Source organism: Aliagarivorans marinus DSM 23064 (genome assembly GCF_000429485.1).
GTDB classification, from domain to species: Bacteria; Pseudomonadota; Gammaproteobacteria; order Enterobacterales; family Celerinatantimonadaceae; genus Aliagarivorans; species Aliagarivorans marinus.
In genome coordinates this window covers 60,144-86,442 of record NZ_AUBY01000016.1, presented here as the reverse complement: position 1 = coordinate 86,442, position 26,299 = coordinate 60,144, and the positions used below count along the sequence as shown (strand labels likewise).

Here is a 26,299-nt window from a genome sequence, read left to right as displayed (position 1 = left end):
CTATCGGTATAGCAGACGCCTACAGCTGCTGCCGTGTTGCAGCCAGCACAATTTCACGAATACACACATGTTGTGGCTGTTGGTAGACGTAGACGATGTTCGCGGCAACTTCCTCTGCACTGAGAATACCGCCGATAGATTTCGCCCACTGATCTTGGCCCTGCTTAAACTCAGGCTTTTGATTACTCTCTAGCAAGGCTGTTTCGATAGCACCGGGAGCGATGGTGCTCAAACGCACGTTGTGCTGGGAGAGTTCTTCGCGCAACCCTTCACCAATGCCGTGAACCGCATGTTTGCTGCCACAGTAGACGGTCTGGTTGGGAATGAGCTTGTGGCCACCGAGCGAGCCCATATTGATAATGGTGCCCTTCTCTCGGGCAATCATCCCGGGTAGCACCGCTTGAATGCCGTTCAGCATGCCCATCACATTCACCTTGAACATAAGCGCAAAGTCGCTGCTTTGCTGATTAGCCACACTGTCCATGCGGATCACGCCAGCGTTGTTGACAATGCAATCTACCGGTCCGAACTCACGCTCTGCCTGTTGAACCGCCTCGGTCATCGCTGGGCCATCACTCACGTCCACCTGCAGTGCCATTGCGTGTGGCAGCGCTAAACCCGATACCACATCCACCTTGAGGTCGAGCAACAACAAGGCATGACCCAGTTCACTAAAGCGCTTTGCACAGGCCAGGCCAACCCCTGAGTTCGCGCCGGTGATCACCACCAGCTCCTTGTATTGTTGTACCATTAACGTCCCTATCAATTTATGAAACCGGTTACAAACATAACTCGCAGAGGAGAAAACGCAAGCAGTTATAGATGTTCCGGTTCACAACAACGCATAAGGCTATTCGAAAAGCTGGCTCAAAGAGTAAGGATTAAGGCGCAAGAATTGCAGCTAGCTCAGCAAAGTATTCACTGGCAGCTGTGGCATAGCGCTGCTGCTGCTCACCACGGGGAAACGCGCCATTCTGCGCAAGCTCACCCTGCTTGGTACCACTGACCAAGTATTGGTTTTTGATATCCTCTCGCCCCTGCAGCCAGCCCTCGAAAGCGCGGGCGGTCAGTTCCTCGGGCTGGGAAAAGTAGCGGGTACCGTTATCACGATCTAACGCTAAACCATCCTTGACTAGCTGGCAGGGCTGATTCAGATCGTCACTTAACAACACGGTGGCAAACAGGTGGTGCAAGCGATGGTTGAGCGGGTGATCGGTGAGTGGCTCATCGTGTAGCCACCGGCGCGAGGCAAATGCATTGGCCCGACCCGGCTCCTCGAATGCCTTGCCGGCGAGATGATTGTCTAGCGCATGCCACCATTCATGGGCCAGTGCTCCAGCGCCTGCATTCTTAGCTAAGGCCAAGGTGGCAGAGCCCGGTGCATAGTGCGCCTGCACGCCGCGCTGACCGCCCCGGCCAAAGGCCAGTGCCAGGCTCTCGCGCAAGCCGATGGCCGCCGGTGGCAGGGCCAGCATAAAAGCCAGATCGGCAAAGGCATCAAACAACAGGTTGGCCGCAAGTTGGCGCTCCTCGCGGGTGACCCACGCCCCCACCTCTATCGAACGGAAGCCGAACTGCTGCTTGATATCGACAAAATCGACGTCATCACCGAAGCGGTAGTCAGGCCCACGCCGGAAATACTGGCGATACAGTCCGCTGGCTTTTGCGTTCAATGAAGCCGCATCAGGTGAAGACGCGTTTAATGAGGCCTCTTTTATTGAGGTCGCTTTTGATGATGGCGCTTTTGAAAACGAAGAATTCGATGACATAAGATGCAGGTTTACCGTAACAGCCGCAGTGTAACAACTCACCGTTGCTGCGCAAGCCGTCTAGCCCCAATCGCATACCCCAAAATAGAGATAGCCAAGCGTCCTCGACAGGTGCTTAACTAAGCAAATGCCCCATCATTACCCGAAGGCCCACTATGACACTCGCTATCCTCGCCATCGTCGTTGGCTTTGTACTGTTGGTTTGGAGCGCCGACCGCTTTGTTGATGGCGCAGCAGCAACCGCCAGCCATGCCGGTATGCCGCCGCTACTAATCGGCATGGTGGTAGTGGGATTTGGCACCTCGGCCCCGGAGATGGTGGTTTCCGCCATCGCCGCAGTCAACGACAACCCGCAGTTGGCGCTGGGCAATGCGCTGGGTTCAAACATCGTCAACACAGGCTTGATACTCGGGCTCACCGCATTGATTGCGCCCATCGCAGTGCAATCGAGCATTGTGCGCAAAGAGCAGCCGCTGTTGGTGGGCGTCAGCCTGCTATTAGGCGCGCTGCTGTGGAATGGCAGCTTGGGGCGGCCAGAAGCTGTTGTGCTGTTGCTGGTGTTTGCCGGGCTGATTGGATGGAGTGTGTATTCCGGTCTAAACGGCAAGGAAGATGCTCTACAAAGCGACACCGAAGAAGTACTGGCGCAGCAGCAGATGCCACTTAACACCGCGTTGATGTGGCTGATTATCGGCTTAGTCTTGCTGATTGTTAGCTCCCGACTGCTGGTTTGGGGCGCTGTAGCCATTGCCCAATCCATGGGCATCAGCGATTTGGTGATCGGACTTACCATTGTCGCCTTAGGCACCTCATTGCCAGAGCTGGCGGCCTCGGTGATTGCTGCGCGTAAAGGCGAGCACGATATCGCTATCGGCAATATCGTCGGTTCTAACCTGTTCAATATCTCCGCCGTCATCGGTATTGCAGGGGTGATTACCCCCATGGCCTCGATGCCCGCCAGCGTTTTGTCGCGCGACTGGTTAGTGATGTTGGGGATGACCTTGGCGCTGTTCGTGATGGCCTACGGCTTTGGCAGGCAGGGGCGGATTAATCGCTTTGAAGGCACAGCGCTGCTGCTCGCCTATGCGGCCTACAACCTCTGGTTGGTCATGTCTGTTACCGCAAGCTGAATGCTGTAACTGTTTGATCGACGTTAAGACTCAAATCAGTTGATGACTATTCACACAGTCGCCTCGCCTAAAATGTGATAGCTTAGCCTCACTATTTACCTTGAAGGCAGTACCGTGGCGCTTAAACCCACCATCTACAAGTTCCGAATCCACCTGTCGGATCTGAATATCGATCACTACGACAGCTTGAGTCTGACCATTGCTCAGCACCCGTCTGAGAACCCAGAACGCATGTTGACCCGGGTGTTAACCGCCTGTTTGTTGGCGCAAAAGCAGCCGGAGATGACCAAGGGCCTGAGTGAGATCGACGAGCCCGATCTGTGGGTGCGCACCCTCGACCAGCAGATTACATTGTGGGTAGAGGTGGGCGAACCAACCTTTGACCGCCTCAAAAAGGCCTGTCGCAGCGCCAAGCAAGTGGACGTATTCAGCTTCAACAGCAAATCGGATACTTGGTTTAACCAATCCCAAGGCAAATTCAGTCAATTGCCGGTCAAGATCACCCAGTTTAATGCCCGCGATATCGAGGCCTTTAGCGCGCTGCTGACGCGTACCATGGACCTGTCGGTGACGATTACTGGCGAGACGGCCTTTATCAACACCGAGAGCGGTGATTGCGAGGTGCACTGGCAAGTCTTACAAGATACCCAAGGACAAGCATGAACAACGTCTCCATCCTGGCGATGCATGGCATCGTGTTCCTCGCACTGCTCGCCTTTAAAACCTTGGTGCAACGCCCTGCGATTGCTCAAAAGTTTAACCGCTTCGCACTCGGTGATCGGATGGTGAATCTGCTGCGCATCGGTTTTTGGGTGGTGGCGTTTGCCTATATGATCATCAGCCACACAGCCTATCAGCAAGCGCACTGGGCCATTGAAGGGCTGTCGATGGCGGTGATTATCTTCTCCGCCTTGGTGGTCTTTGAACTGATTAAACAGCTCGGTTGGCTGATTATTGTTCCACTGAGCCTGCTGGCGGTTAGCTGCTGGCCGAGTCCTGGCGCAGGGCTGGGTTAGGCCCTTCCCCGGCGAATCGCTCTAGAGGTCTAAAAACTGATCGAGCGACGCGGCTTTTTACCTTTGACGCCGCTATCGGCTGCGGGCTCTGACACGTTGTTAGGCGCGCTTTTTTCAGTGCTTTTTTCGAAAGTGCTCTGCTTAGGCGTCTTACCCTTAGCTTTGTTTGGCTGCGCCGCTTTACGCACCGGAGCCTCGGTGATCGGCTGATCGCACACCACCAAGAAAAACTCGCCGTTAAACTCAATCACATCGCCGTCGTACATCTTGCGACGTTTGCGGGTCTCCAGCTCACCATTAACCGCCACATAGCCTTCGCTAATCAGTTGCTTGGCTTCGCCGCCACCGCCCACTAAATTGGCGATTTTGAGGGTTTTATACAGCTCGACCGGCTGGGCGGTAACAAATAGCTCTTCGGCTTCGACCAGGAACTCCTGCTCATCATCTGAATGTTCGGTCATAGCGACTCCCCTCGGGCTGTATTTAAAGGCGCGCCGATTATGGTTGCTTACGCAGACAAGGTCAATGAGCCCTAATACCAATCCACATGAGTAACTGCTCATTCTTGCTAGTTAAAATCATTGATGACAGCGTCAACGCTTTTGTAATTAGCCCACTAGTTACGGCAAGCGCTTCCTCGTCCTCAATGATTTTCCCTGCGCAATCTCTGATCACTTACTTATCCGGATTGGTATTAGCAAACGGTCTATACTCTCTGGGTTTTATGTAACAAGGAGTTATCACATGGATTGGGTTGAATGGTTTGGCTATCTGGCATCGGTCATCGTTGCGGTCTCGCTAACCATGCGTTCGATAGTTAGACTGCGTTGGTGGAATCTTCTCGGGGCCGCCTGCTTTAGCCTGTATGGCTTTATCATTGCCGCCCTGCCGGTGGCCTTTTTGAACCTGTTTATCGTGTTTGCCAACCTCTACTACTTGCGGGCGATATACAGCGCCAAAGACCAGTTTCAATTGGTTGAAGCCCAACCCGACAGCCCGATGGTTAAACACTGGCTACAGCAATATCACAGCGACATTGTCAGCTACTTCCCGCACTTTCAAACCGAGCAACCCAGCGAGCGACTATGTTGGGTGCTAATGCGCAATCAAGACGCCGTGGGAATTTTAATTGCCGAGCAGCAATCGCAACAGCTGCAGATCCACCTCGACTATGTATTTCCTGCCTACCGCGACTTTAAGACCGGCGCCTTTCTGTATCAGGAGTCCGGCCTGTTCCGCTCGCTAGGCGTCAGTGAGTTGTTGGCCAAGGGCGAGGTCAAAAGCCACCAGCAGTACCTTGAAAAGATGGGCTTTACCGCCCTGCCCAATCAGCTCTATTCCATGCAGCTACCTAGTTAGCACTACAACGTTCTAAGCGCCCTTAACAGCTTCAGTTAAGGGCGGATCCCCAGCCATTCTTGTAGCAGCAAGCCCATGTAGAACTGGTGATTCACTACGCTTCCGTGGCGATACAGCACCGAGTCGCTGGTAAGCAGATACTCGATAAGACGGCCGTTTTCCTCGACGATGATCTGGCAATCCGGACGCACTCTCACCGGCCGCCCGCGCGGCCAAAAACGCGACAACCATTCGCCGAGATTACGACGAAGCCAGCCACCTTCCACCCGTCTCAACTCATCTTCTACCAAGGCCTGTTGATAGCTGTCGAGCAGCAGCTCGTTTTGCGTGGCGTACTCGACAATGCGGATACTGTTAGCCATTACCAACTCCCATTCTTAAAGTTCGCCCAGCAGGCATTGCCAGTGGCGTTGCTGCCACCGGGATAGCGCTGCCACACCGTGCGCGTGACCGGCGGCCAGGCGAGTGCAAAGTTGTATTCGTTAAAGCTGTCGACGATCTTCTCGTTGCCCTCGCCGTGGCTACCGCTGAGATAGCCCTTGCTGCCATACACCCTGATTTTGTGGGCAAAGTTCTGCGCATCGAAGGGCATGGCCTCGGCCAACTGCTGGGCAATGGGGCCGACCCGGGCGGGGTCTTGAATACGGGTGGTACGCGGCAGACCGGTGTTACAACCGGAGAGGTAGATCTCCGCCTCATCGCACCAGTTCAGTGTTTTAAGTTGAGCCGCCCAATTGTTCACGTCCAAGCGCGACATATCGTTGATGGAGATAGGGTTACCATGGGCGACGATCTCCAACACCTTGAGGCAGGGATTCCCGGGGTTTATCGTCAGAAGCTGATTGACCTTGGTAATTAGGTCAGCAAGGTTGTCATAGCCGAGGATGATCTCCCAAGTATTAGGAAGGTTGCGCACGATGCGAGTCTCTTCTGCATCATAATCCGCCTGAGAGTCCCAGCCTCCGGTAAACGGGGCAACGACTTTTAGTTCTGAACTCATGGTCGCTCCTATGCGAGCCTGTGTTTAAACAACCAGCAGTGGCTAACTATAGAAACTAAAAGGTAGAGTTTAAAACTAAGTAGACCAGTTATACCTCAGGCATTGGCTTGAGAGAGAAGCGCTGGCACCTCCAGCAAACTGCTTACAATGGCCATGGCATTGGCGCGCACATCATCATCGGGCTTGAGTAAATCCGGCACCATCACCGCATGGCACCCCGCCGCGATACCTGCGCGCATGCCGTTGTTGGAATCTTCTAACACCATACACTGTGCCGGTGTCACGCCCAGCCGCTCGGTGGCGAGCAAGTAGCAATCCGGTGCGGGTTTGCCATTGGCAATATCTTCGGCGCTGATCACCACCTCGAACTTCTCCAGCCAAGGGCTATCGGCAAAATGGTGGCGTACTTGCGGCAAGCTCGATGAGGTCACCAGTGCCAGTCGATAATCCTGGGCAATCAACTGCTGGAACAGCGCCGCAAAACCAGCTTTGTAGTCTACCGGTTTATTGGACAGCGCGGCGAGTTGTTGGTCTCGTTCGCGGCGAAAGCGCGATAGATCGAAGCGGCTGCCAAAGTGGCTAAGCAGCATTTGTTCACACTGCGCGTCTTGCACGCCGATAAAGCCTTGGTAGAACGCATCGTCCAAGGTGAAGCCCTGCTCGCTGGCCGCCGCCTGCCAACACAGCTTATAGCGGCCTTCGGTATCGAAAATCAGGCCATCCATATCAAAAAGCACGGTGGAAATGGGCATAGCAGTGTCACCTTTCTTCATCGTCGGAACGGAGTCAGTCTATCTATTCGGTTTGCCCCCCGCAATAAGACGGAGGCGCGCTTCAACTCGAGAATAAGCTACCTTGTTCATAGAAAAGGCATCTTGGACTTGGTAAGGCAAATGCGCATGTGTTTTACTTAAATCAATCAGTTACATGGTTGTTGTATCCAAGGGATAAGCGCTGTCTTCCGTGTTTAATTTATTACTGCGTGCTGAGTGTAAGGTCGAACTCCAATCCTACCTCAGCCCGGCGGGAGCATAGACCTATCAATATGACAACACACAACCCCAAAGCCCAGCTACAACAGTTCGGTCGCTTTCTGACCAATATGGTGCTCCCCAACATCAGCGCCTTTATTGCCTGGGGCTTTATCGCTGCACTGTTTATCCCCACCGGCTGGTATCCCAACCCGCAGTTAGCCTCTTTGGTAGAGCCGATGAGCAGTTACCTGCTACCGCTGTTGGTGGGCTTCACTGGAGGGCGCTTGATCGCCGGTGAACGTGGCTCGGTGGTGGGTGCGGTGGCCACCATGGGCTTGATCGTTGGCAGCGAACTGCCGATGTTCTTTGGCGCCATGATTGCAGGCCCTCTTGGAGGCTATGCGATTAAGTGGGTGGATAGCCTCTATCAAGGCAAGGTCAATCCCGGCTTCGAGATGCTGGTGGATAACTTCTCCGCCGGCTTGGTGGGGATGATACTGGCGCTGTTTGCCTTTACCGTTATCGGCCCCATCGTTGAGGCCACCACTCTGCTGCTAAGCTCCGGCATCGACGTATTGCTGCACTTCGACCTACTGCCGCTCACCTCGCTGTTGGTGGAACCGGCCAAGGTGATGTTCCTCAACAATGCGGTTAACCATGGGATCTTCTCACCACTGGGGGTACATGACTCGCTAGAGAACGGTAAATCGCTGTTCTTCCTTATCGAAGCCAATCCCGGCCCCGGCCTGGGCGTGCTACTGGCCTACTTTGTGTTTGGCCGCGGCCGCGCCAAGCGCTCAGCCCCTGGCGCCATCATCATTCATTTATTGGGCGGAATTCAGGAAATCTACTTCCCTTACGTGCTGATGAACCCCAAACTACTGATAGCCGTTATCTTTGGTGGTGCTTCGGGCGTGGCTACTTTGTCTTTATTTGACGCAGGTCTGGTATCGACCGCCTCACCGGGGAGTATATTTGCTATCTTCGCGATGACACCGCGCGACAGTTTCCTTGGGGTGCTGCTTGCAGTCTTGATCTCCTGCGGGGTTTCGTTCATCATCGCCAGCTTTTTCGTCCACCGAAATACCGTGGTCGAACGTCGTATCAGGAGTCAACAGCAGTGACCGGCACCAACAGCCGCCAACAATCCGCCTCAGTCATCGACTTAATCGCCAATCTGCCCACGCTCAGAGGCTGTTTAGTCTCGTCCATCGGGCACCTTGAAGAGTTGCTGCATGAAGCGCTCAACCAGATGTTTCAAGGCAATGACGATGCTACCCGCTATGTCACCGCGCCCTTGCTGGAGCAGCAAGGCCCCCTTGCCGATATGACGGTAAAAGCGCGCCTGCTGGTCGCATTGGGACGTATTGAGTCGGATGTGTTCGAAGACATGGAGAAGCTGGCCAAGCTGCGCGACCTGACCGTGTACTCCCCAGAAGAGCTGACCTTTAGCTCGCCGAGTGTGCTGGACGCACTGGGCCAACTGAGCCACTTTGACAAGAGCCTGCTGCCCTTATTCGAGCAGCGACTGGCTCAAGCGCCGGACGATGACTCGTTGCGCGGCCAATACCTTGAAACCGTCAACAAGAGCATCCGCTCGGCACTGGCGCTCACCATTGCCACCCTCTCGCAGAAGATCAGCGACGATTAAGGGCTGATCGGCCCAGTCAGCCCTTGCTTCACAGCGCTGTTTTTACGGGCACGCCACCGCTGCTAGTACTGGCATACGGCCCGGACTCAGCTGACGCACCTCCTCGGCCGTTGCCAGCGCCAAGGCGGTGCTTGCCAACGTTTTACACTGCGCCATATCCAGCTCTCTGATCTGCGCCTTCACCTCCGGCAGCGCCGGTACGCTGGTCGACAACTCATCGACCCCTAAGCCCAGTAGCAGCGGTACCGCTTGTACATCGGAGGCGATGCCACCGCACACTCCCACCCACTTGCCGTGTTTGTGGGCACCTTGTACCGTCATATCGATAAGTCGCAATACCGCTGGGTGAATGCCATCGAGTTGCGCCGCCAGCTTTGGATGGCCCCGGTCGACTGCCAGGCAATACTGGGTCAGATCGTTTGAGCCAATCGAGAAGAAATCGACTTCCTTGGCGAACACATCGGCCATCACCGCCGTAGACGGGACTTCCACCATAATGCCAATCTCGTAGTTGCTCACCTCAAGGCTATTGGCCTCTTCAACCACCAAGGCCTTGGCCGCGCGTAGCTCTTCGATAGTGCCGACCATCGGGAACATAATCCGCACCAAACTCTTGGCCTCTTTGGCAGCGCGCAGGATACCGCGCACCTGAGTACGCAGGATGGCCGGACGACGGATACCGATACGGATGCCTCGCTCGCCCAAGAAGGGGTTCTCTTCTTCCGGCATTGGCAAAAAGCTGAGTGGTTTGTCGCCGCCCACATCCAAGGTGCGGATGATGATTGGCCGCCCATCCAACTGCTCGATAATCGTTTTGTAGGCGAGATACTGCTCGTCTTCATCGGGCGCGCTGGCGCGGTTTAAGAACATAAACTCGCTGCGCAGCAATCCCACGCCTTCGCCGCCAAGCTCAACACTGGCCCGCGCATCATCGGCATTGGCGATGTTTGCCACCACCTCTAACTGTTGGCCATCGAGGGTTACCGCCGCCAGATGCGCCGAGGCCTTGTCTTGGCGAGCCAACTTGGCATCGTCGGCCTGTTGCTGACGGATCGCCGCAAGCTGCTCATCACTGAGGTTAATCTTCAGTTGACCTTGGTAGCCATCGAGCACCACGTTGGTCTGATCGGCCAAGGCCATTGCCGCGTCATCCACCGCGGCAATGGCTGGCAGGTTCATACTGCGCGCCAGAATCGCCGAGTGGCTGGACGCGCCTCCTTCGGTAGTAGCAAAGCCAATCACCTTGCTGGTATCTAGCTTGGCGGTAACCGATGGAGTGAGATCGCGGGCAAGCAAGATGGTGTTTTCCTGTAGCTGCAAACTCGGCTCGGCTTGACCCAGAATCAAACGCAGCACACGTTTGCCAATATCTTCCAGGTCGCTGACGCGCCCGGCCAGCAAGGCGTTGTTCAGGCTAGCCAAGGTTTGGCTTTGATTATCAATGGCACGCTGCCAGGCGTAGGCCGCCGACTTGCCTTGAATGATGCCTGCTTTGGCATGCTCCACCAGATCCGGGTCGCTCAACAGCTCTTGGTGGGCACTGAAGATCTCTGCCTGCTGCTCGTTGCCTTGGGCAATCACCTCATCGCGCAGCTGCTGTAACTGGCTTGCCGCTTGCTCCAGCGCCTGGGTGAATGTCGCCAGTGCTTCACCGCTGTTCTCGCTTAGCTCTGGGTACTCGAACCGCTCCTCTTGCAAGCGCAACAACTGCCCGACGGCTAAACCCGGTGACGCGGCGACGCCTTGCAACACATTGGGATCGTGGCTGACCTTGCCAATCAGTGGCGCTTCTTCCAGCCAATCTGGCGCGGCTTCGGTTTGCGCAACCGGGCTCAACTCATCGCCCAGTCCTTCACGAATGGCTTGCTCTAGCTGCATCAGTGCTTGCTTGGCATCGCTGCCTTTGGCTTGCACCGTTAGCTTGTCGCCCCATACGGTGTTCAAACCAAGCAGGGCCGTCACTGAGCGCGCGTTGGCGGTGCGGCCGTTGGCTTCAATCTGGGTATCGGCGCTAAACTGCTTGGCCAGCGCCACCAAGTTGGCACTGGGGCGAGCGTGCAGGCCCTCGGCCAATAGCAGTTCGATGGGCGCGCTGCTTTGCCACGGCTCCTCCGCTTGGTGGACCGGCGCGTTGGCCGCCTGTCCTTCCAACAGCAATTGCAGGCACTTATCGCCGCCACTGACTGCGCCCTTAGAGGGAATAAAGTGCAGCACATTCTCACTGTTGGTGATCACCATTACCGTGGCAAGGCTGGCGACATGCGACTGCAGCGCCTGACGGTCGAAGCGGATCAAGGGGTCACCTTGACTCACCCGCTGGCCCTGCTCTATCAGGCACTCAAAGCCTTGGCCACGCTGCAATACCGTATCGATGCCGATGTGCAGCAGCAGCTTGATGCCCGTGTCGGTTTGCAGCGTTAGGGCGTGCTTGGCTGGGTGGACTTTAACGATAAGGCCATCGCAAGGGGCAGCCAGGGTGTCGCTCTCCGGCTCAATGGCAATACCATCGCCGAGGATTTTGTTGGCAAAGATGGGATCAGAAACCTGGTCCAACTCAACTAGGGTGCCCGCTAAAGGAGCAACCAGGGTTTGTAGATTTTTGGGGCTCGATGGAAGATTCATGGTGTTACTCCTTCGCTCTCTTAGCACCGGTTTTAACCAAACGGCTGAGTAGCAAACCGTCGTCGGTTTGCTTAGAGGTTGGACGCTCTTTCGCCAGTCCCGCAGCCGCTCTGCTGCCCTTGTCCTGGCTGGCTCCCACCTCGGTTAACAGCGAATCAATGGCTATCTCGAGTGCCGAATAAATACTTTTGTTTAAGGTCTGTAGGTACTCGTCTCGTAGCGCGTTTTCCTGCGGCAAGTTATCGAGACGAACGTAAAAATGTCTGAGCAAGCTGTTGTCAAAGCCGCTTAGCTTGGCCAACTTTGGTAACAGCTCTGCGATGTAATGCTCTGGTGCGGCTGGCGGTATCTGTTCTGAAGGCTCTCGGTAACTGGCCTCAACAATGGCTTGCAAAGTAATGATGTCGGCAAAGTGCTGCGGTGACAGGTAGCCCAAAGCCACCATTAAGCGCGCCTTCACCAAGGGCTCCGCCAAGGGGCCGCGCTGGGAAAACAGCGGCGCCGTGACGTAGCGAGTCGCATCGTCTTCACCACTGAGCACCTGACTCAATAGCTGCTCTAATCGCTCACCGAGCCGACCAATACTGCTATTCAGCAAGGCGCTCAGTGGCGAGAGTGGCTTAGAGTCGGGCGTCGTCATCAGCGTGGCCTCGCGCCTTAAGCGGTCTTAAAGCGCTTGTAGTTGCGCACGATGGCTTCAACCATGGTGCTCACCGGCGACAAGCCAGTGATGTCAGAGGCGGTCTCTTCGATGCCGCGCTCCTCAATCATGTGTTGAAGCTCGTTGGCCTGTTCATCGTCTTTATTGCGATACAAAAAGGCCGCCGCAATGCCCTTGAGCAGGTTTTGGTTGCCCAGACCCAGCTCGATGGTGCCGCGCAGGGGCTTCATCAAACGGTCTTCACTGCCGAGCTTTCGCAAGGGTTGGCGCCCTACCCGCAGCAGCTCATCGGTCAAGTAAGGGTTGCGAAAACGCTCGATGATTTTATCCATGTAGGCTTGGTGTGCGTCGCGCTCAAAGCCAAAGGTTCTGACCAGTACCTCGCCGCTCTCTTGCATGGTGCTGCGCACCGAGGCTTCGATCTCAGGGTCGTTGATCGCATCTGCGATGGTTTTGTAGCCCTTTAGCATGCCCAAATACGCGGTTACCGCGTGGCCAGTGTTGAGTGTGAACAGCTTGCGCTGCACGAAGGCCATCAGGTTATCGGTCAGCTGCATGCCTGCAATCTCAGGCGGGGTGCCAGAAAACTGGGTCTGGTCGACAATCCATTCGCTGAAGCTTTCAACGGTCACCCGCAGCGGATCGCCCTGATTGTCCACGGTCGGTGGCACGATGCGGTCAACCGCCGAATCGGCAAATCCAACATGGTCTTCCAGCCAGTCCTGCTGCGCAGGCTCAAGCAGGCCCATTACCAGCGTCTTCAAATGGCTGCTGGCACAAACCATATTCTCGCAGGCAATGATATTGAGCGGCTGACTCGCGCCCTGCACCTGGCGGGCGATGATCCCGTCGGCCAGCAGCTTGGCCAGCTTGGGCAGTACCTGAGGACCCACCGCTGTAGTCACCAGATCAACCTGGGTGAGCAAGGGGGTGATATCTTCCTGCAGGGTATTGATGGCCGAGACCCCAGTGACCCGTTCGGTGACACACTGCTCACCGACAATGTCTACGTGGTACTGCTGGTTGTCTTTAAGGGCCGATACCAGCGTATCGTCCACATCGGCGAAGGTGACTTGAAGCCCCGCATCCGCCAGTAGTTTTCCTATAAATCCGCGCCCGATGTTACCTGCGCCAAAGTGAATCGCCTTATTCATGGCAAAGCTCCGCTAGGCCGGTAGCCCACGGCTACCAGCTAGTTAGTGAATTGAAAGGGGTTAGAGACTTAAATCAGTGGCTTACGCCATGGACACCGAAGATTGCCCAGAGAGCACCTTGTAGATAAGGGCGTTGCTGTCGGTAGAGCCAAGCAGCTCCATAAGTTCGCCATTGGCAATCTGGTCGGCCAGGCTGGAAAGTAGCGCCATGTGCTCATTACCCTTAGCCGCAATGCCAATCAGCAGTTTGGCTTTCTCGCCATTGCTGCCAAAGGCAATCCCTTCAGGGAACTGGCATACCACCAGACCGGTTTTGCGCACCTGACCTTTTGCATCTGAGGTGCCATGAGGGATGGCGACGCCGTTTTCCATGTAGGTAGAGACTTGTGACTCACGGTCGACCATGGCTTCAACATAGCCTTCGTCGACAAAACCCGCGTCATGCAGCTTGCGCCCTACCAGACGGATAGCATCGTCGCGATTGGTGCTTGGCAGGTTCAATGAGATGTTGCTAAGGCTCAGTACCTCACCTTCTTGTGGCTCCGCATTCGATTGAGCGCTAGCTTGCGTGTGGGCTTGCGCTTGTGGGGCAGCCGCTTGGCTGAGCTTGTCTACCAACTGCTGATAGAAGGCCTGATCCATAAAGTTAGTGAGTGACAGATGCTGGGCACTCGGGCAGCTCTGTACCGCACGGTCGGTCAGGTCTTTGTGGGTAACAACGATATCGATATCGGCGGTCAGGTCGTTGATGGCCAAGTTGCTTACATCGATGTCCAAGCCAGCAGCTTCGACTTTTTTACGCAGAACTGAAGCGCCCATGGCACTTGAGCCCATACCCGCATCACAGGCCACCACAATCTTACGGATGTTTTGAGTGTTAACTGAGGCAATGCTCGCCACTGCCACAGCAGGTTTGGCATCGTTTTTCATCGACTTCATCTGCGCGGTGGCCGCTTCCAGGTCACCTGAGCCTTGCTCGTCGCTGGCAGCGCGTTTAACAAAGAATGATGCCACCAAGAACGATACACAGGCCGATGCCGCAACCGATAGCAATACCCCAATCAGCGACGCTTTTGGCGTCATCAGCAATACCGCAAAGATACTACCCGGTGATGCTGGCGATACCAGACCGGCATTGAACAAGCTGAGCACCGCCACGTTCGTCATACCACCGGCAATCACTGCCAGCAGCAGGCGTGGGTTCATCAGCACGTACGGGAAGTAGATTTCGTGGATACCGCCAAAGAAGTGGATGATCACCGCACCTGCAGAAGACTGTTTGGCATCGCCGCGACCAAACATCAGGTAGGCCAGCAGTACGCCTAAACCAGGACCGGGGTTGGCTTCAATCAAGAAGAAGATCGACTGACCCACCTCTGACGACTCCTGAATACCCAGTGGCGAGAATACACCGTGGTTGATCGCATTGTTCAGGAACAGGATCTTCGCGGGCTCAACCAGTACCGAGGTCAGTGGCAGCAAACCGTTTTGCACCAAGATGTCGACGCCAGATTCCAGCATCGCTGCGATGCCAGTGGCGAACGGACCAATCAGCTTGAATGCCAGCAGTGCCAGGATCATACCGACGATGCCCGCAGAGAAGTTGTTTACCAACATCTCAAAGCCGCTTTTGACACGGCCGTGGAAGTAGGCATCAACGTGCTTGATCACGTAGCCACCTAAGGGACCAGCCATCATTGCGCCCATAAACATCGGGATATCGCTGCCGACAATCACCCCCATGGTGGTGATGGCACCGACCACACCGCCACGTTCACCGGCCATCAATTTACCGCCGGTATAACCAATCAGCAGGGGAAGTAGGTAAGTAATCATTGGGCCCACAAGTGCGGCTAACGATTCATTCGGCAGCCAGCCAGTGGGAATAAATAGCGCGGTGATAAAACCCCAGGCGATAAAGGCGCCAATGTTGGGCATTACCATGTTACTTAAAAAGCGTCCAAAGCTTTGGATGCGTATTTTTGCATTAGAGCTAAGCATAATGTTTGTACCAGTAGTTGTGATGTTCCTTCAGCCAGCAACCCACGGCTTTAACAGCGCCGGCAACCTTCGAAGCGAAGTATCGGTGACTAAGTACAAATTTTATGTGACACACATCACTCTTGATTTTTATGCGGGAAAACTCCGGAGTGACACAGATCACACTCATGCCACAGTTTTAACGAATTTTGTGACGCGTGATATTTTTTTTACTTCTTGACTTATTTACAAAGACGATCCAGATCACACTGAGTGGCATGCTTATTTTCGAGTCACATATGTGACGGATATCACTATATATTTTGCGCCAGCTAATTTCCCAAAGAGATCTTGATCACATTAACAGTGATGCATTTATAATTTTCAAGCAGCAAGAGTGATTCACATCACACTAAATGACGGATAAACAAACGAGGTTGGGAGAGGAAAATTGCAGAGTTCAGGCGCATAATTCGACCATAAACAAGGTCTAGTTAGCCTGCGTATATCGCCACGCTAAATTCACGTTGATCTGTTTAACACCGACCAACATCACGATGAATGTTCAACAAGAGCTTACTGGGAGTTTTCACTTATCTTTGCGCGCAATAATAAACACACTGCTATTTTTGGTGCCATGATGCCACTGTGTTTCAATTGCAAACCCATGGTTAATTAACTCGCCTGCCAACTGCCGTTCAGTCATTACATAAACGTCAGGCATTAGGTTTAACAATTTGCCAAGTGGTGCAAGCCAGGTGATATAGCGCAACATCGAGCTACCCAGACATGCGGTGCTGCTAACAAACACACCGCCGGGTTTAAGTATTCTTGCCACCTCTGAAAGGGTCGCATCTCGATTGGGCAACAAGTGAAGAATGCTCAGCCCCAACACCATACCCATACTTTCGCTCTCGACGTTAAACTGCTCTAGCGTGCCCTGATGGAAGGTAATGTTGCTGACACCCGCTTGCTGGGCCTTATCGCGTGCAATATCTAGCATGTTGTTGGAGAGGTCGATGGCATCGATATGCGCCACATGCGGTGCATGATGTATGGCCGTGGTACCTGTACCACAGCCAAACTCCAGCACACGCATGTGCGAAGACATGTATTGCTGGGTCTGCTTGAGCTTTTTCTGATAAGCGGCTTCGTCGCTGACCGGAGAGCGTGAATACTTCTCCGCCACCTTGTCCCAAAACTGTTCAGGCTTGCCCATGGTGATATCCTTATCCGCTTGTTGGCATGCTACGGCTGCTAGTGAGTACAACCTGAGCATATTACAACACGATGATGCGCAGCCATTGCATGGCAATAAAAAAGGCAGCGCATGTTGCGCTGCCTGATTGACGACATAGAGAATTGCCTACTCCACTGTTACCGCCTTGGCTAGGTTTCGTGGCTGATCCACATCGGTGCCTTTAATTAAAGCCACATGATAGGAAAGCAGCTGTAGCGGTACGGTGTATAAGATTGGCGCGACCAACTGAGCACAGTGTGGTACCTCCAGCACGCGCATGGTGTCGTCGCTGCTAAATCCAGCCTGCTGATCGGCGAACACGTACATAATGCCGCCGCGGGCTCTCACCTCTTCCACATTCGAGTGCAGTTTCTCCAACAGCTCATTGTTCGGCGCAACGACAATTACTGGCATTTGCGCGTCAATCAGCGCCAAGGGGCCATGTTTGAGCTCACCTGCCGCGTAAGCCTCCGCGTGAATGTAGGAGATCTCTTTGAGCTTCAGTGCGCCTTCCATCGCAATTGGGTACTGATCGCCACGCCCCAAGAACAGTGCGTGGTGCTTGTCGGCAAACTCCGCCGCCAATTGTTCGATGCTCTCGGATGATTCAAGCATCTGCTCAATCTTCGCTGGCAGTGCTTTAAGCTCGGCCACGGTTTGCAGCTCCAGCTCTGGGTCCAGACGCTGCTGCGACTTGGCAATGCCCATAGTCAACAGTAACAAGGCCACCAGCTGAGTGGTAAATGCCTTGGACGATGCTACGCCAATCTCCACACCCGCTTTGGTCATAAAGGCCAGATCAGATTCTCGCACCAGCGACGAGCCCGGTACGTTACAAATGGCCAGGCTCGACATATAGCCCAGCTCTTTGGCCATTCTCAGTGCCGCTAGCGTATCGGCGGTCTCACCAGATTGAGATAAGGTGACGAACAGCGAGTTAGGACGAACCACCGATTTGCGATAACGAAACTCTGAGGCAATCTCAACATTACAGGTCACACCTGCCACCTCTTCCAACCAGTAACGCGCAACCATGCCCGAGTTGTAACTGGTGCCACAGGCAACAATCTGTACGTGCTCAACCTTGGCCAGTAACTCCTCGCCTTTGGTGCCAAAGGCATTAATCGCCACACCGCTGTCGCTCACTCGCTCAGCCAGAGTCTGCTGCAGCGCCTTAGGCTGCTCGAAGATCTCTTTTTGCATAAAGTGCTGGTATCCGCCCTTGCCGCCCGCGTCGTGCTCTACGGTAGATTCAATAACTTCACGCTCTACCGGCGCACCGTTAACATCAAATACGGTGACGCCCGCACGGGTGATCTGGGCGACATCGCCCTCTTCCAAATAGCTGAAACGACGCGTCACAGGCAGCAGAGCCAATTGGTCGGAAGCCAGGAAGGTTTCGCCAAAGCCGTGGCCAATCACCAGTGGACTGCCTGAGCGAGCAACGATCAGTTGATCGGGCTGCTGTTTGTCCATCACCACAGTGCCATAGGCACCATCTAGCTGGGCTACCGCGCGTTGCACCGCGATTAGCAGCGAATCGGCGCTTTTCAGCTCATGATGCACCAAATGCACAATTACTTCGGTGTCGGTTTGTGAGCTAAAGCTATAGCCAAGCCCCTGCAGCTTCTCGCGCAGTGGGCCATGGTTTTCGATGATTCCGTTGTGAACGACCGCAATGGTTTCGTTTGAAATGTGTGGATGGGCGTTTGCTTCGCTCGGCTCGCCATGGGTGGCCCAGCGGGTATGTGCGATGCCGATGCGCCCTTCAACGCCGGACTCCTTCACTGCTTCGGCAAGCTCGTTTACCTTACCCAGGCGACGAACCCGGCTCAGCTCACCTTGGTGATCCAACAGCGCAACGCCGGCAGAATCGTATCCGCGGTACTCAAGGCGACGCAGTCCCTCGACCAGAATTTCACTCACATCACGTTGTGCTACTGCCCCAACAATGCCACACATATGCTTTTCCCCTTTAGATTCTAAGCAACGTTAGTCCTGTCTTGCTTTGCCGCTCTACTCGTTCCAGTTGAGTGAAGGTCAAAGCCACAATCAATTTCGGTTTACGATTATATTCTTTCGCTTCGAAAGTTCAATATTTAAAATCGTTCTAAATTTCAATCCAATCAGTCTGCCACATCCGCAACAATGCCCGCATAAATTGCCAACAACCGTCCTTTCGTTTCGAAAGGCATTGAGGTCATCCAATAAACTTGATGCCTTGTTATCTACCCGTGTCGCAAATCATCAGCCATTTAATCCTAGCTGTAAGTGACCTGAGCCACGGCTTTAGCTTATAAAATAGGCATTTATTAATAGTTAGACATATCATTAAATCTAGGCAAGGAAGCAAAGTAGTAAGCCTCCCATGTGGGTCGGAGAGGCTTTGCCACTAGGGAAACACAAGCAAGTCATCGCGCTATCGATTTCTCGAAGGGATTCAGGGAGACCCAATGAAACTCTATCCAAAGTTTCTGATTGCACTAGCCATCACCGTGGGCTTAATGCTGCTCTCGGTGTTTTACATTATCTGGCAGGCCGATAAAGCACTCGTTGAAAGGCAAAAGGCCTCGTTCGCCAGAGAGAGTCGACTGCTGATTGACGAAGTCGACCGCATGCTGTTCGAACGTTTCCACAATGTGCAAACCTTCTCCCTGTCACTGGGCGATATAGAACCGGGGAAACTGGCCTATATCTCCACCTCACCCGAAATGATCGCCAAGCTCAACAGCTTGGTGGTGAACTACCAAGCCTACCGGCGCATAGCCATCTTCGACACCGACGGCAGCTTGTTGGCTGCCAATAGCCGCAACGCCCAAGGAAGAACGCTGCAAGGGATCTTTATTCCCAAGCAAAAAGTGGCAGCCTCGGCGTGGTTTCAACAGATATTAAACAACGAGGATGTTAAGACCGGAGAGGTCGCCACCAGCCCGGTGGTCGCCGGCCCCTACCGTTACATCTTGAGCCCCAACCCCGACCATTACGACCTCATTTTTGGCTCGCGGATCCTCGATACCGAAGGGAATATCGCTGGGGTTTGGGTAAACATTGTCGACCTCGCCAGTATCGAGAGTATTTTCGAGAGCCACTACGCCCTGCTCGCCGCCAAAGGGATGGAAGACACGCAGCTAGTGTTGATCGATAAAGACGGCAAGCTGCTTATCGACTTTGCGCCACTGCAGCAGGGCTCGCCGGAGTACCACCGCAGCTTCGATCGCATCGACGCAGTAAACCTCAAATCACAGGGAATGGAAGCGGCGCGCCTTGCGGTATCCGGCTTGTCTGGCAATGTTGTGGAGGGGGCCACGAACCAAGAGCTAGTGGTCGGTTTCGCCCGCAGCAAGGGGGCCCACGACTTCACCGGGCTAGGCTGGTCCTCACTTATTAGCATGCCTAAATCCGCAGCCTTCCGGCAGTCTGAGCGGATCAAAACCTCAGCCATTAGCTTTGCCTTAGTGCTGGTTTCGTTGACCATGGCAGGCGGCGGACTGGTGTGTTGGCGGCTTAGCCGTTCGTTTAACAGTTTGTCAGATACCATGGATCAGCTGGCTTTGGGCAACTCGCAAGTAGAGCTGCCCAACATTCGCCGTAGCGATGAAATCGGCAATATGGCTCGCTCGCTGGGTAATCTACAGCAGGTGTTGATAGAGAGGGACCGACTACGCGAGCAAAATGAGCAACAGCTGTTCTGGCTGGAGATCCAAAAACGCGCCACCGACAGCAGCTCTATTGGCATCTGGGTCTCTGATATCAGTAAGGCCGAGCACCCTATCGTCTACACCAACCGAGCTTTTGAAACCCTCTCCGGCTACGCATCAGGCGATATCATCGGCTGCAATACCGAACTACTTAATGGCCCCGGCACCGAACCCGAAGCCTTAAGTGAGATCGACAATGCCATAGCAGCTGGCAACCCCGTGTCGGTGACGTTGACCCATTACAAGAAAGGCGCACAACCCTTTACCAATAAGCTACGTTTGGATCCTGTTTACAACTCAGAGGGTGCGCTGACCCACTACATCGCCTTCCATGAAGATGTAACTGAAGCATTGGCGAAGGCCCAACAAGATCGCCAGGCGCTGGAAACCGAGATAGAGCAGCGCACTAAAGAGGCGCGCAGTGCGGCAAACCGATTGCAAGCGGTTTGGGAAACCGCCCCCGATGGCATGGTGATCTTCTCCCCCGAAGGCCAAATCATGGATGTTAACCGCGCCTTTGAGAAACTATTTGGCCTTAAGCGCGAGGAACTGTTTGGTAGCACCATCACCGCCTTGTTTACCTTGCGTGCCAGCCAAGGTATCGAGTCCATCGCCATCCAGGACATCGCCTACGAGTTTGCCGCCAGCGATGACTTCGACGGCCTACATTTTCATAAACGCCGTTTTCCGGTCGAATTGGCCATCGCCGAAGTGTATACCGAGGACCTACACGCCTATTTAGCCGTAGTCAAAGACCAGACCGAACATCAGCAACGTAAAGCCTCCGAGCGTTTCTTACGCCACGCCTTAGAAGAGCGTGAGCTGATTTACCGCACCGCCTTTGGTCAAGCGGCGATGGGGATTGCCCGAATATCGCTGGAAGGCCAGTTTATCGAAGTGAATATGAAGCTCTGCCAACTGTTTGGTTACCCAGAAAAAGCCTTCCTTCGACTGAACTATGCCGATATCTCGCTGGATAAAGACAACGCCGCCCAACAGTTGTGGCAACGCTTGAAAGAGGGGCAGATCGACAACTTCAGCGACGACCTGGAATTTGTCACCCGCAAAGGCGATTGCTTCTGGGCCAATCTGGCAGTATCACTGGTATCAACCGATACCGGGGAGGCCAAGTACTTTATCGCTATCTTTGAGGACATCACCAGCCGCAAAGCCTCCGAGCAAAAACTGCAGGATTCGAAACAGCAAATCGATGAGCTACTAAGAGGCATGCAGGTTGCCTCTGATGCGGGGGGAATATGTAACTGGTCGTTGGATTTGGTAACCGGAGAGGTCAAGTGGGACGAAGGCAGTTTCGCACTGTTTGGCTACTCCCCTGAAGAGACCGCAAGTTACGAGCTGTGGAAGCGCGCCGTACATCCAGACGACATGCCCAACGCCGAGCAATCGCTCTCTATGGCGATTCAAGATGGCAGCGATTACCACGCCGAGTACCGCGCCTATTGCCAATCAACCGGAGAGCTTCGTTGGGTGAAATCGGCAGGTAGCGTGGTCACCAATGAAGACAATCAGGCGGTGGTCATTCACGGCATTAATCTCGACATAACCGAAGAGCGGGAGATCCAAGCCAAGCTGGCCCAAGAGTCTCAGGCCGCCCAGCAAGCCAACAAGGCAAAATCCCAGTTTTTGGCAACTATGAGCCATGAGATCCGCACCCCGATGAACGGCATCATCGGCATGGTCGATCTGCTCAAAGACACCTCCCTGAGCGATGACCAAACCCGGATGGTGCAAACGGTTAAAGATTCCTCTTACGCGCTGCTGGATATCATCAACGACATTCTCGATTTCTCCAAAATTGAATCCGGCCAGATGGAACTAGAGATCTTGAATATCTCCATCCTATCCACCGTCGAGAAGATGATTGATACGGTATGGATCAACGCAAATCGCAAAGGCGTGAGACTGTGCGTGCTGGCGCGCACCGAGATCCCCGACGAGCTGCAGCTTGACCCCGTCAGAGTCAGACAGGTGCTGCTCAATTTGGTAGGCAACGCCATCAAGTTTACCAGTGGTGAACAAAAGCATGACCGAGTATCGATAATCCTTGCCTATGACAAAGTCCGCGGCATGCTCAACATGCAGATCGAAGACACAGGGATCGGCATGAATCAAGCCCAGATAGGCTCGCTATTTAAGCCCTTCACTCAGGCAGATTCATCCACCACCCGGCAATATGGCGGTACCGGACTGGGTTTGAGTATCACTAAGTCATTTGTTGAGCTGATGGGCGGCTCGGTATCGGTAAGCAGCGAAACGGGCAAAGGCAGCTGCTTTGCCGTGGAGATACCCAGCTCACCACCCAGCGAGTTCGTCGATGTGTTCGGCAAATACGACATCTCAAGCTACTCAATTGTGCTGATGGTGAAAGACCCGCTGCACGGGCAGGTTTGCCGGGACGTAGCAGAGCGCCTTGGGCCACGAGAGATACTCGACACCCTCCCTGAAGATAGCCTGGAAAACCTCAACCAAGTCGTTGTTATCACCGACAGCGATGACGACAACATCTCCATGTTTGGCTGGCGAATGCTGCTGCTCAATGAGGACCCACTCTCAGAACATGGCAGCATGACCCCGACTTACTATGTGGTCGGCGCCCACCCGCTCAAGCCCAGCGAGCTGATGTTTGGTGTTGCCGTGTTATGTGGCCTGGACAGCGCTGAGTTACACGCACTCAGCAACGTGATTGACCTTGACCACATCCCCGCTCTGGCCGATCGCGAGCAAGCCGAACGTCAAGGCCGGGTTATTCTGTGCGCCGAGGATCAACCCACCAACCGCTTAGTGCTATCCAAGCAGCTCGACAAGCTCGGCTATTGCTATGACATGGCAGAAGATGGCTTGGAGGCGCTGGAGTTATGGACTCGCCATCAACATCGCGTCGTACTGACCGACTGCCACATGCCCAAGATGGATGGCTTTGAATTAACCAAAGCGATTCGACAGATAGAAAAGCCCCAGAACCGGCCTACCATCATAGCAATTACCGCCAACGCCTTAACCGGCGAATCGGAGAATTGCCGCAATGCGGGTATGGACGATTACCTGAGCAAACCGGTCGATTTAAAAGCGCTGCAAAAATGCCTGAGCAATCACTTTAAGGAGATCGGGGACTCCCTCGAGCCCGCCACCATCGTTGAAGAGCCTGATGGTATCACTGTCGATGGCATCGACAACGAACATCTTTACCGAGTACTGGGCTGCGACGATGAAGAGCTCGCCAAATCGGTGCTGGCAATGTTCTGGACCAGCCTTGAGAGCGATCAACAGCGCCTAAATGAAGCCGTGGGTAGCGCCGATTTCAACAGCATTCGCTCAATTGCCCATGGCGCTAAAGGCGCAACCGCCTCCAGCGGCGCACTCGAGCTTAGCGAGTTGTTTAAACAAATTGAACATCAGTACCAAGACATTGATACCGTCAACAAGATCTTGGTCGACATTGATCTGCTTGCCAACAAGATTGGCGACAGCCTCAGACAAAGCCATATCGTCTGACTAATCAGGAGCGAATATGAATATCAGCACGTCACGCATTATCGTTGTTTTCGACTCTCACGAGATTATCGACATTATTCGTCAATTACTCACGCCCAGCAGCGCCCCCGTTGTTGAGCTTCCCACTACCCTTGGGGAAGAAGAGAGCAAGCCATTGCTGAACGAGTTTACCGGCCCTCAGTTGATCATCTATGCCTTTGCCGACCCCAAGTCCGCAATTACCGCCAAGCAGCAAATCGACAGCCTTCTCGACGCTCCTCTGAGCTACTTCCGCAGCATTCTTTTTTGTGACAAGGACCAACGGCAACTGGCCTACAAAGCCTGCTTCGAAAATCACTTCGACATCTATGACACCATCCGCCCGGTCTATGACGTTGGTCGTGTTCGGCTACTGATTAAACGTTCAATCGAATGGCTCAACCAGCAAGTCGAGCAAGCCAAGCAAATTGAAGAGTTAGAAGCGCGCCTGGAAGAGTTTGTCGACACCGAAGAGGAGGAGCAAACACCGCTAGAACAAGTGCTCGATGAGATCCCCCGTGCTGAGTGGGAAAAAGCGCTGGAGAGTGTACTGTCGTCACTGGAGGTCACCGAGCTAAATGGCCTGCTGGAAAAACTGCCGCAGGAGACCCTAACCCAAGGGGTGATGGAGGTGAAAAACCCCGAGTCTCAGATGCTAACCGACTTTAGCCAAGCCATCGACAAGATCCGCAAAGGCAAGGCCAATCGCAAGAGTACCGTTATCGTGGCTGAAGACCACCCTGTGATGCAAAACATTGTAGCGTCAATCTTAGAGCGGGAAGCCTACCACGTTGAACGGGCGGGTAACGGCGCTGAGGCACTGTTTAAAGCCAAAGTAATGCAACCTAAGCTGCTTATTCTGGATATCGATATGCCCACCTTAGACGGCTTTAATACCCTCAAAGCGCTAAGAGAGTGCCCCGCCACCCTCGAATTACCGGTTATCATGCTAACCAGTCATTCTGATAAAGATATCTTTCGCCAGTGTATTCAATCAGGCGCTCAGGACTACATCGTCAAGCCAACCAACGCCAGTACGCTAATTAAAAAAGTGGAGAAGCTGATAGCCAGTAAAGGGGGTAGCAACTTCCAGATATAGCATGTAAGCGCCTATCGATTTCGGCCTTGAACAAGCACGGCTTGAGCATGACTCGAGCCCAGTGGCTTTTGCCCCACCAACAAATGATAAGCTAAACTGTGTCTCGCAACTCTGTTTTAAATGTTTTCAACTCCCGAGAAAGGATCTCTCAATGAAGTTTGTCCCCGCAATACTGCTTGCCCTACTCATATCTGGCTGTGAATCAACTTACTACAACGCAATGGAAAAAGTGGGCTACCACAAACGTGAAATCCTCGTTGATCGGGTAGCCGATGCGCAGTCCAGCCAGCAAGAAGCCCAGCAGCAGTTCAGTTCAGCCCTTGAGGAGTTGCAGGTACTCACGCAGTTCGACGGCGGTGATCTGGAAGAGGTCTACGATCAAGTCTCCAGTCAGTATAAAAAGTCGGTGTCATCCGCCGAGGAGGTGAGCAGCCGCATCGACAAGGTTGCCAGCGTAGCCGATGCCCTGTTTGAGGAATGGCAACAAGAACTTAGCGAGTATCAAAGTGACTCCTTGCGCAAACAGAGCGAGCAACGACTAAAAGACACCCAAGTTCAATATCAACAGATGCTCACCACCATGCGCCGGGCGGAAAGCAGTATGGAGCCGGTGTTAAGACGCTTGAAGGACAACGAGTTGTATCTTAAACACAACTTGAATGCACAAGCGGTGGGCGCGATTGGCAATGAGTTCACCCAGTTAGAGGGAGAGATAGAAGCCCTGATAAGCGAGATGCAAGCAGCCATCGACGAGTCGAAGCGCTTTATCAGCACGCTGAACTAACGTTCTCGCTTCCCTAACCACGCGCAGCCTGCTGGATGTAAGACCGGGGAGCGGCATTGCTCCCCCTTAAATAGTCATTTTTAGATGCACGTCATCAAATTTGACCTATAAATGACATCGCACATTGTTGATTCATATATCATTAATATATCCCCCTACAAACGGGAATGATATTGAAGCCAATCTATTCGTGTATCGAGTTCACCAAGCGGCTGATAGCATCGCCGAAGACCTATCGTGATGGCGCCCATCAAGAAGCGAAGGATCTCGCCAGCATCGTTAACCACCAGCATGTCGAAGACATCGCTGAGTTTGGCTTTATTTGGCGCACCCTCGACATCCCCGACTTTTTGCGCTGCACCTATGTGCGCTACTACCTCAAGCCCCAGCAGTTCCCTCAGCAAGTGCTGATGAGCGAAGTGTTGAGCCCCTTTGATATCGAGATATGTAATTTCTTGCTGTGTTCCAAATCGGGAGAGCTGCTGAGCGAGGATGAAGCCTGGGAGGAGATACAGCAAGCCGTTTATACCTTTACCCCTATCCGCAGTATCTCACCTCCAGCGCAGCTGGCGACTTCTGCGCTCAACAATCAAAACTCACTGCTAACCGAGAACTAAATCAAAGGTACTGC

23 protein-coding genes are annotated in these 26,299 nt (G+C 53.8%); 11 read left to right on the top strand and 12 right to left on the bottom strand.

Translation table 11 applies throughout. The features are described from left to right. Positions 1 to 19: 19 nt before the first annotated feature. Both G461_RS0107230 and G461_RS0107225 read right to left on the bottom strand, forming a co-directional pair. The gene (locus G461_RS0107230; RefSeq protein WP_026971336.1) at positions 20 to 751 is read right to left on the bottom strand and encodes an SDR family oxidoreductase; all 732 of its coding nucleotides are present in this window, start codon (positions 749 to 751) and stop codon (positions 20 to 22) included. Between the two features lie 130 nt (positions 752 to 881). Beyond that, the gene (locus tag G461_RS0107225) at positions 882 to 1,673 is read right to left on the bottom strand and encodes a CLCA_X family protein (protein ID WP_026971335.1); all 792 of its coding nucleotides are present in this window, start codon (positions 1,671 to 1,673) and stop codon (positions 882 to 884) included. Positions 1,674 to 1,924: 251 nt separating this feature from the next. Here G461_RS0107225 and G461_RS0107220 point away from each other — a divergent pair, with 251 nt between their 5' ends. From G461_RS0107220 to G461_RS0107210, 3 genes are all read left to right on the top strand, one after another. Further along, positions 1,925 to 2,899, top strand: a complete 975-nt coding sequence (locus G461_RS0107220) for a calcium/sodium antiporter (RefSeq protein WP_026971334.1) — start codon at positions 1,925 to 1,927, stop codon at positions 2,897 to 2,899. Between the two features lie 114 nt (positions 2,900 to 3,013). Next, positions 3,014 to 3,562, top strand: a complete 549-nt coding sequence (locus G461_RS0107215; RefSeq protein WP_026971333.1) for a YaeQ family protein — start codon at positions 3,014 to 3,016, stop codon at positions 3,560 to 3,562. Next, on the top strand, positions 3,559 to 3,915 hold the full coding sequence (locus G461_RS0107210) for a hypothetical protein (RefSeq protein ID WP_026971332.1): 357 nt from the start codon (positions 3,559 to 3,561) through the stop codon (positions 3,913 to 3,915). Before G461_RS0107215 ends, G461_RS0107210 begins: the two co-directional genes overlap by 4 nt. Positions 3,916 to 3,944: 29 nt before the next feature. Here the strand turns inward: G461_RS0107210 and G461_RS23600 are convergent, their stop codons facing one another. Further along, a complete protein-coding gene (locus G461_RS23600) occupies positions 3,945 to 4,376 on the bottom strand; it encodes an RNA-binding S4 domain-containing protein (RefSeq protein ID WP_035479684.1) in 432 nt (143 codons plus the stop codon). 283 nt (positions 4,377 to 4,659) lie between these two features. Here G461_RS23600 and G461_RS0107200 point away from each other — a divergent pair, with 283 nt between their 5' ends. Next, positions 4,660 to 5,274, top strand: a complete 615-nt coding sequence (locus G461_RS0107200; protein ID WP_026971331.1) for a hypothetical protein — start codon at positions 4,660 to 4,662, stop codon at positions 5,272 to 5,274. A 35-nt stretch (positions 5,275 to 5,309) separates the two neighbouring features. Here G461_RS0107200 and G461_RS0107195 read toward each other — a convergent pair whose 3' ends face one another. The 3 genes from G461_RS0107195 to G461_RS0107185 all read right to left on the bottom strand — a co-directional run bounded on the left by G461_RS0107195 (position 5,310) and on the right by G461_RS0107185 (position 7,026). After that, positions 5,310 to 5,636: a hypothetical protein gene (locus G461_RS0107195; RefSeq protein ID WP_026959368.1), complete on the bottom strand. Its 327-nt coding sequence runs from the start codon at positions 5,634 to 5,636 to the stop codon at positions 5,310 to 5,312. Beyond that, positions 5,636 to 6,274: a hypothetical protein gene (locus G461_RS0107190; RefSeq protein WP_026971330.1), complete on the bottom strand. Its 639-nt coding sequence runs from the start codon at positions 6,272 to 6,274 to the stop codon at positions 5,636 to 5,638. The genes G461_RS0107195 and G461_RS0107190 overlap by 1 nt, the downstream gene beginning before the upstream one ends. Before the next feature lie 95 nt (positions 6,275 to 6,369). Continuing rightward, entirely contained in the window at positions 6,370 to 7,026 is a 657-nt protein-coding gene (locus G461_RS0107185; RefSeq protein ID WP_026971329.1) for an HAD family hydrolase, read from the bottom strand. Between the two features lie 293 nt (positions 7,027 to 7,319). Between G461_RS0107185 and mtlA the strand changes: the two genes are divergently transcribed. Together mtlA and G461_RS0107175 are read left to right on the top strand one after the other, a co-directional pair. Then, complete coding sequence (gene mtlA / locus G461_RS23595; protein WP_051333423.1) at positions 7,320 to 8,372, top strand: mannitol-specific PTS transporter subunit IIC; 1,053 nt, start codon at positions 7,320 to 7,322, stop codon at positions 8,370 to 8,372. Further along, positions 8,369 to 8,899 carry an MltR family transcriptional regulator gene (locus tag G461_RS0107175; RefSeq protein ID WP_026971328.1) on the top strand — a complete coding sequence of 177 codons (531 nt, stop codon included), beginning with the start codon at positions 8,369 to 8,371 and terminating at the stop codon, positions 8,897 to 8,899. Before mtlA ends, G461_RS0107175 begins: the two co-directional genes overlap by 4 nt. A 42-nt stretch (positions 8,900 to 8,941) precedes the next feature. Here the strand turns inward: G461_RS0107175 and ptsP are convergent, their stop codons facing one another. From ptsP to G461_RS0107155, 4 genes are all read right to left on the bottom strand, one after another. Then, a complete protein-coding gene (gene ptsP / locus G461_RS23590) occupies positions 8,942 to 11,521 on the bottom strand; it encodes a phosphoenolpyruvate--protein phosphotransferase (protein ID WP_035479681.1) in 2,580 nt (859 codons plus the stop codon). 4 nt (positions 11,522 to 11,525) lie between these two features. Next, positions 11,526 to 12,161 (bottom strand): MltR family transcriptional regulator, encoded by a 636-nt coding sequence (locus tag G461_RS0107165; protein WP_026971327.1) that lies wholly within the window; start codon positions 12,159 to 12,161, stop codon positions 11,526 to 11,528. A 17-nt stretch (positions 12,162 to 12,178) separates the two neighbouring features. Next, positions 12,179 to 13,336: a mannitol-1-phosphate 5-dehydrogenase gene (locus G461_RS0107160; RefSeq protein ID WP_026971326.1), complete on the bottom strand. Its 1,158-nt coding sequence runs from the start codon at positions 13,334 to 13,336 to the stop codon at positions 12,179 to 12,181. 81 nt (positions 13,337 to 13,417) lie between these two features. Beyond that, positions 13,418 to 15,337, bottom strand: coding sequence for a PTS mannitol transporter subunit IICBA (locus tag G461_RS0107155; RefSeq protein ID WP_026971325.1), 1,920 nt, complete (start codon positions 15,335 to 15,337; stop codon positions 13,418 to 13,420). Here G461_RS0107155 and G461_RS26215 point away from each other — a divergent pair. Further along, positions 15,279 to 15,557 carry a hypothetical protein gene (locus tag G461_RS26215; RefSeq protein ID WP_169727236.1) on the top strand — a complete coding sequence of 93 codons (279 nt, stop codon included), beginning with the start codon at positions 15,279 to 15,281 and terminating at the stop codon, positions 15,555 to 15,557. The genes G461_RS0107155 and G461_RS26215 overlap by 59 nt on opposite strands. A 348-nt stretch (positions 15,558 to 15,905) precedes the next feature. On the opposite strand, the gene G461_RS0107150 is transcribed toward G461_RS26215, so the two are convergent. Continuing rightward, a complete protein-coding gene (locus G461_RS0107150) occupies positions 15,906 to 16,535 on the bottom strand; it encodes a class I SAM-dependent methyltransferase (protein ID WP_026971324.1) in 630 nt (209 codons plus the stop codon). Positions 16,536 to 16,682: 147 nt separating this feature from the next. Then, the gene (glmS, locus tag G461_RS0107145; protein WP_026971323.1) at positions 16,683 to 18,518 is read right to left on the bottom strand and encodes a glutamine--fructose-6-phosphate transaminase (isomerizing); all 1,836 of its coding nucleotides are present in this window, start codon (positions 18,516 to 18,518) and stop codon (positions 16,683 to 16,685) included. A 491-nt stretch (positions 18,519 to 19,009) separates the two neighbouring features. Between glmS and G461_RS0107140 the strand changes: the two genes are divergently transcribed. From G461_RS0107140 to G461_RS0107125, 4 genes are all read left to right on the top strand, one after another. After that, complete coding sequence (locus G461_RS0107140) at positions 19,010 to 23,767, top strand: PAS domain S-box protein (protein WP_026971322.1); 4,758 nt, start codon at positions 19,010 to 19,012, stop codon at positions 23,765 to 23,767. Between the two features lie 16 nt (positions 23,768 to 23,783). Next, positions 23,784 to 24,884, top strand: coding sequence for a response regulator (locus G461_RS0107135; protein ID WP_026971321.1), 1,101 nt, complete (start codon positions 23,784 to 23,786; stop codon positions 24,882 to 24,884). Between the two features lie 151 nt (positions 24,885 to 25,035). Beyond that, complete coding sequence (locus G461_RS0107130; protein WP_026971320.1) at positions 25,036 to 25,668, top strand: DUF2959 family protein; 633 nt, start codon at positions 25,036 to 25,038, stop codon at positions 25,666 to 25,668. Between the two features lie 173 nt (positions 25,669 to 25,841). Next, entirely contained in the window at positions 25,842 to 26,285 is a 444-nt protein-coding gene (locus G461_RS0107125; RefSeq protein WP_026971319.1) for a hypothetical protein, read from the top strand. Positions 26,286 to 26,299: the final 14 nt, after the last annotated feature.

Excerpts from the sequence above, each read along its gene's own strand:
- G461_RS0107150 (WP_026971324.1), bottom strand. The coding sequence starts at position 16,535 with ATGGGCAAGCCTGAACAGTTTTGGGACAAGGTGGCGGAGAAGTATTCA.
- G461_RS0107165 (WP_026971327.1), bottom strand. The coding sequence starts at position 12,161 with ATGACGACGCCCGACTCTAAGCCACTCTCGCCACTGAGCGCCTTGCTG.
- G461_RS0107195 (WP_026959368.1), bottom strand. The coding sequence starts at position 5,636 with ATGGCTAACAGTATCCGCATTGTCGAGTACGCCACGCAAAACGAGCTG.
- G461_RS0107190 (WP_026971330.1), bottom strand. The coding sequence starts at position 6,274 with ATGAGTTCAGAACTAAAAGTCGTTGCCCCGTTTACCGGAGGCTGGGAC.
- G461_RS0107130 (WP_026971320.1), top strand. The coding sequence starts at position 25,036 with ATGAAGTTTGTCCCCGCAATACTGCTTGCCCTACTCATATCTGGCTGT.
- mtlA (WP_051333423.1), top strand. The coding sequence starts at position 7,320 with ATGACAACACACAACCCCAAAGCCCAGCTACAACAGTTCGGTCGCTTT.
- G461_RS23600 (WP_035479684.1), bottom strand. The coding sequence starts at position 4,376 with ATGACCGAACATTCAGATGATGAGCAGGAGTTCCTGGTCGAAGCCGAA.
- ptsP (WP_035479681.1), bottom strand. The coding sequence starts at position 11,521 with ATGAATCTTCCATCGAGCCCCAAAAATCTACAAACCCTGGTTGCTCCT.
- G461_RS0107230 (WP_026971336.1), bottom strand. The coding sequence starts at position 751 with ATGGTACAACAATACAAGGAGCTGGTGGTGATCACCGGCGCGAACTCA.
- G461_RS0107155 (WP_026971325.1), bottom strand. The coding sequence starts at position 15,337 with ATGCTTAGCTCTAATGCAAAAATACGCATCCAAAGCTTTGGACGCTTT.
- G461_RS0107210 (WP_026971332.1), top strand. The coding sequence starts at position 3,559 with ATGAACAACGTCTCCATCCTGGCGATGCATGGCATCGTGTTCCTCGCA.
- glmS (WP_026971323.1), bottom strand. The coding sequence starts at position 18,518 with ATGTGTGGCATTGTTGGGGCAGTAGCACAACGTGATGTGAGTGAAATT.
- G461_RS0107185 (WP_026971329.1), bottom strand. The coding sequence starts at position 7,026 with ATGCCCATTTCCACCGTGCTTTTTGATATGGATGGCCTGATTTTCGAT.
- G461_RS0107135 (WP_026971321.1), top strand. The coding sequence starts at position 23,784 with ATGAATATCAGCACGTCACGCATTATCGTTGTTTTCGACTCTCACGAG.
- G461_RS0107140 (WP_026971322.1), top strand. The coding sequence starts at position 19,010 with ATGAAACTCTATCCAAAGTTTCTGATTGCACTAGCCATCACCGTGGGC.
- G461_RS26215 (WP_169727236.1), top strand. The coding sequence starts at position 15,279 with ATGTTACTTAAAAAGCGTCCAAAGCTTTGGATGCGTATTTTTGCATTA.
- G461_RS0107200 (WP_026971331.1), top strand. The coding sequence starts at position 4,660 with ATGGATTGGGTTGAATGGTTTGGCTATCTGGCATCGGTCATCGTTGCG.
- G461_RS0107160 (WP_026971326.1), bottom strand. The coding sequence starts at position 13,336 with ATGAATAAGGCGATTCACTTTGGCGCAGGTAACATCGGGCGCGGATTT.
- G461_RS0107220 (WP_026971334.1), top strand. The coding sequence starts at position 1,925 with ATGACACTCGCTATCCTCGCCATCGTCGTTGGCTTTGTACTGTTGGTT.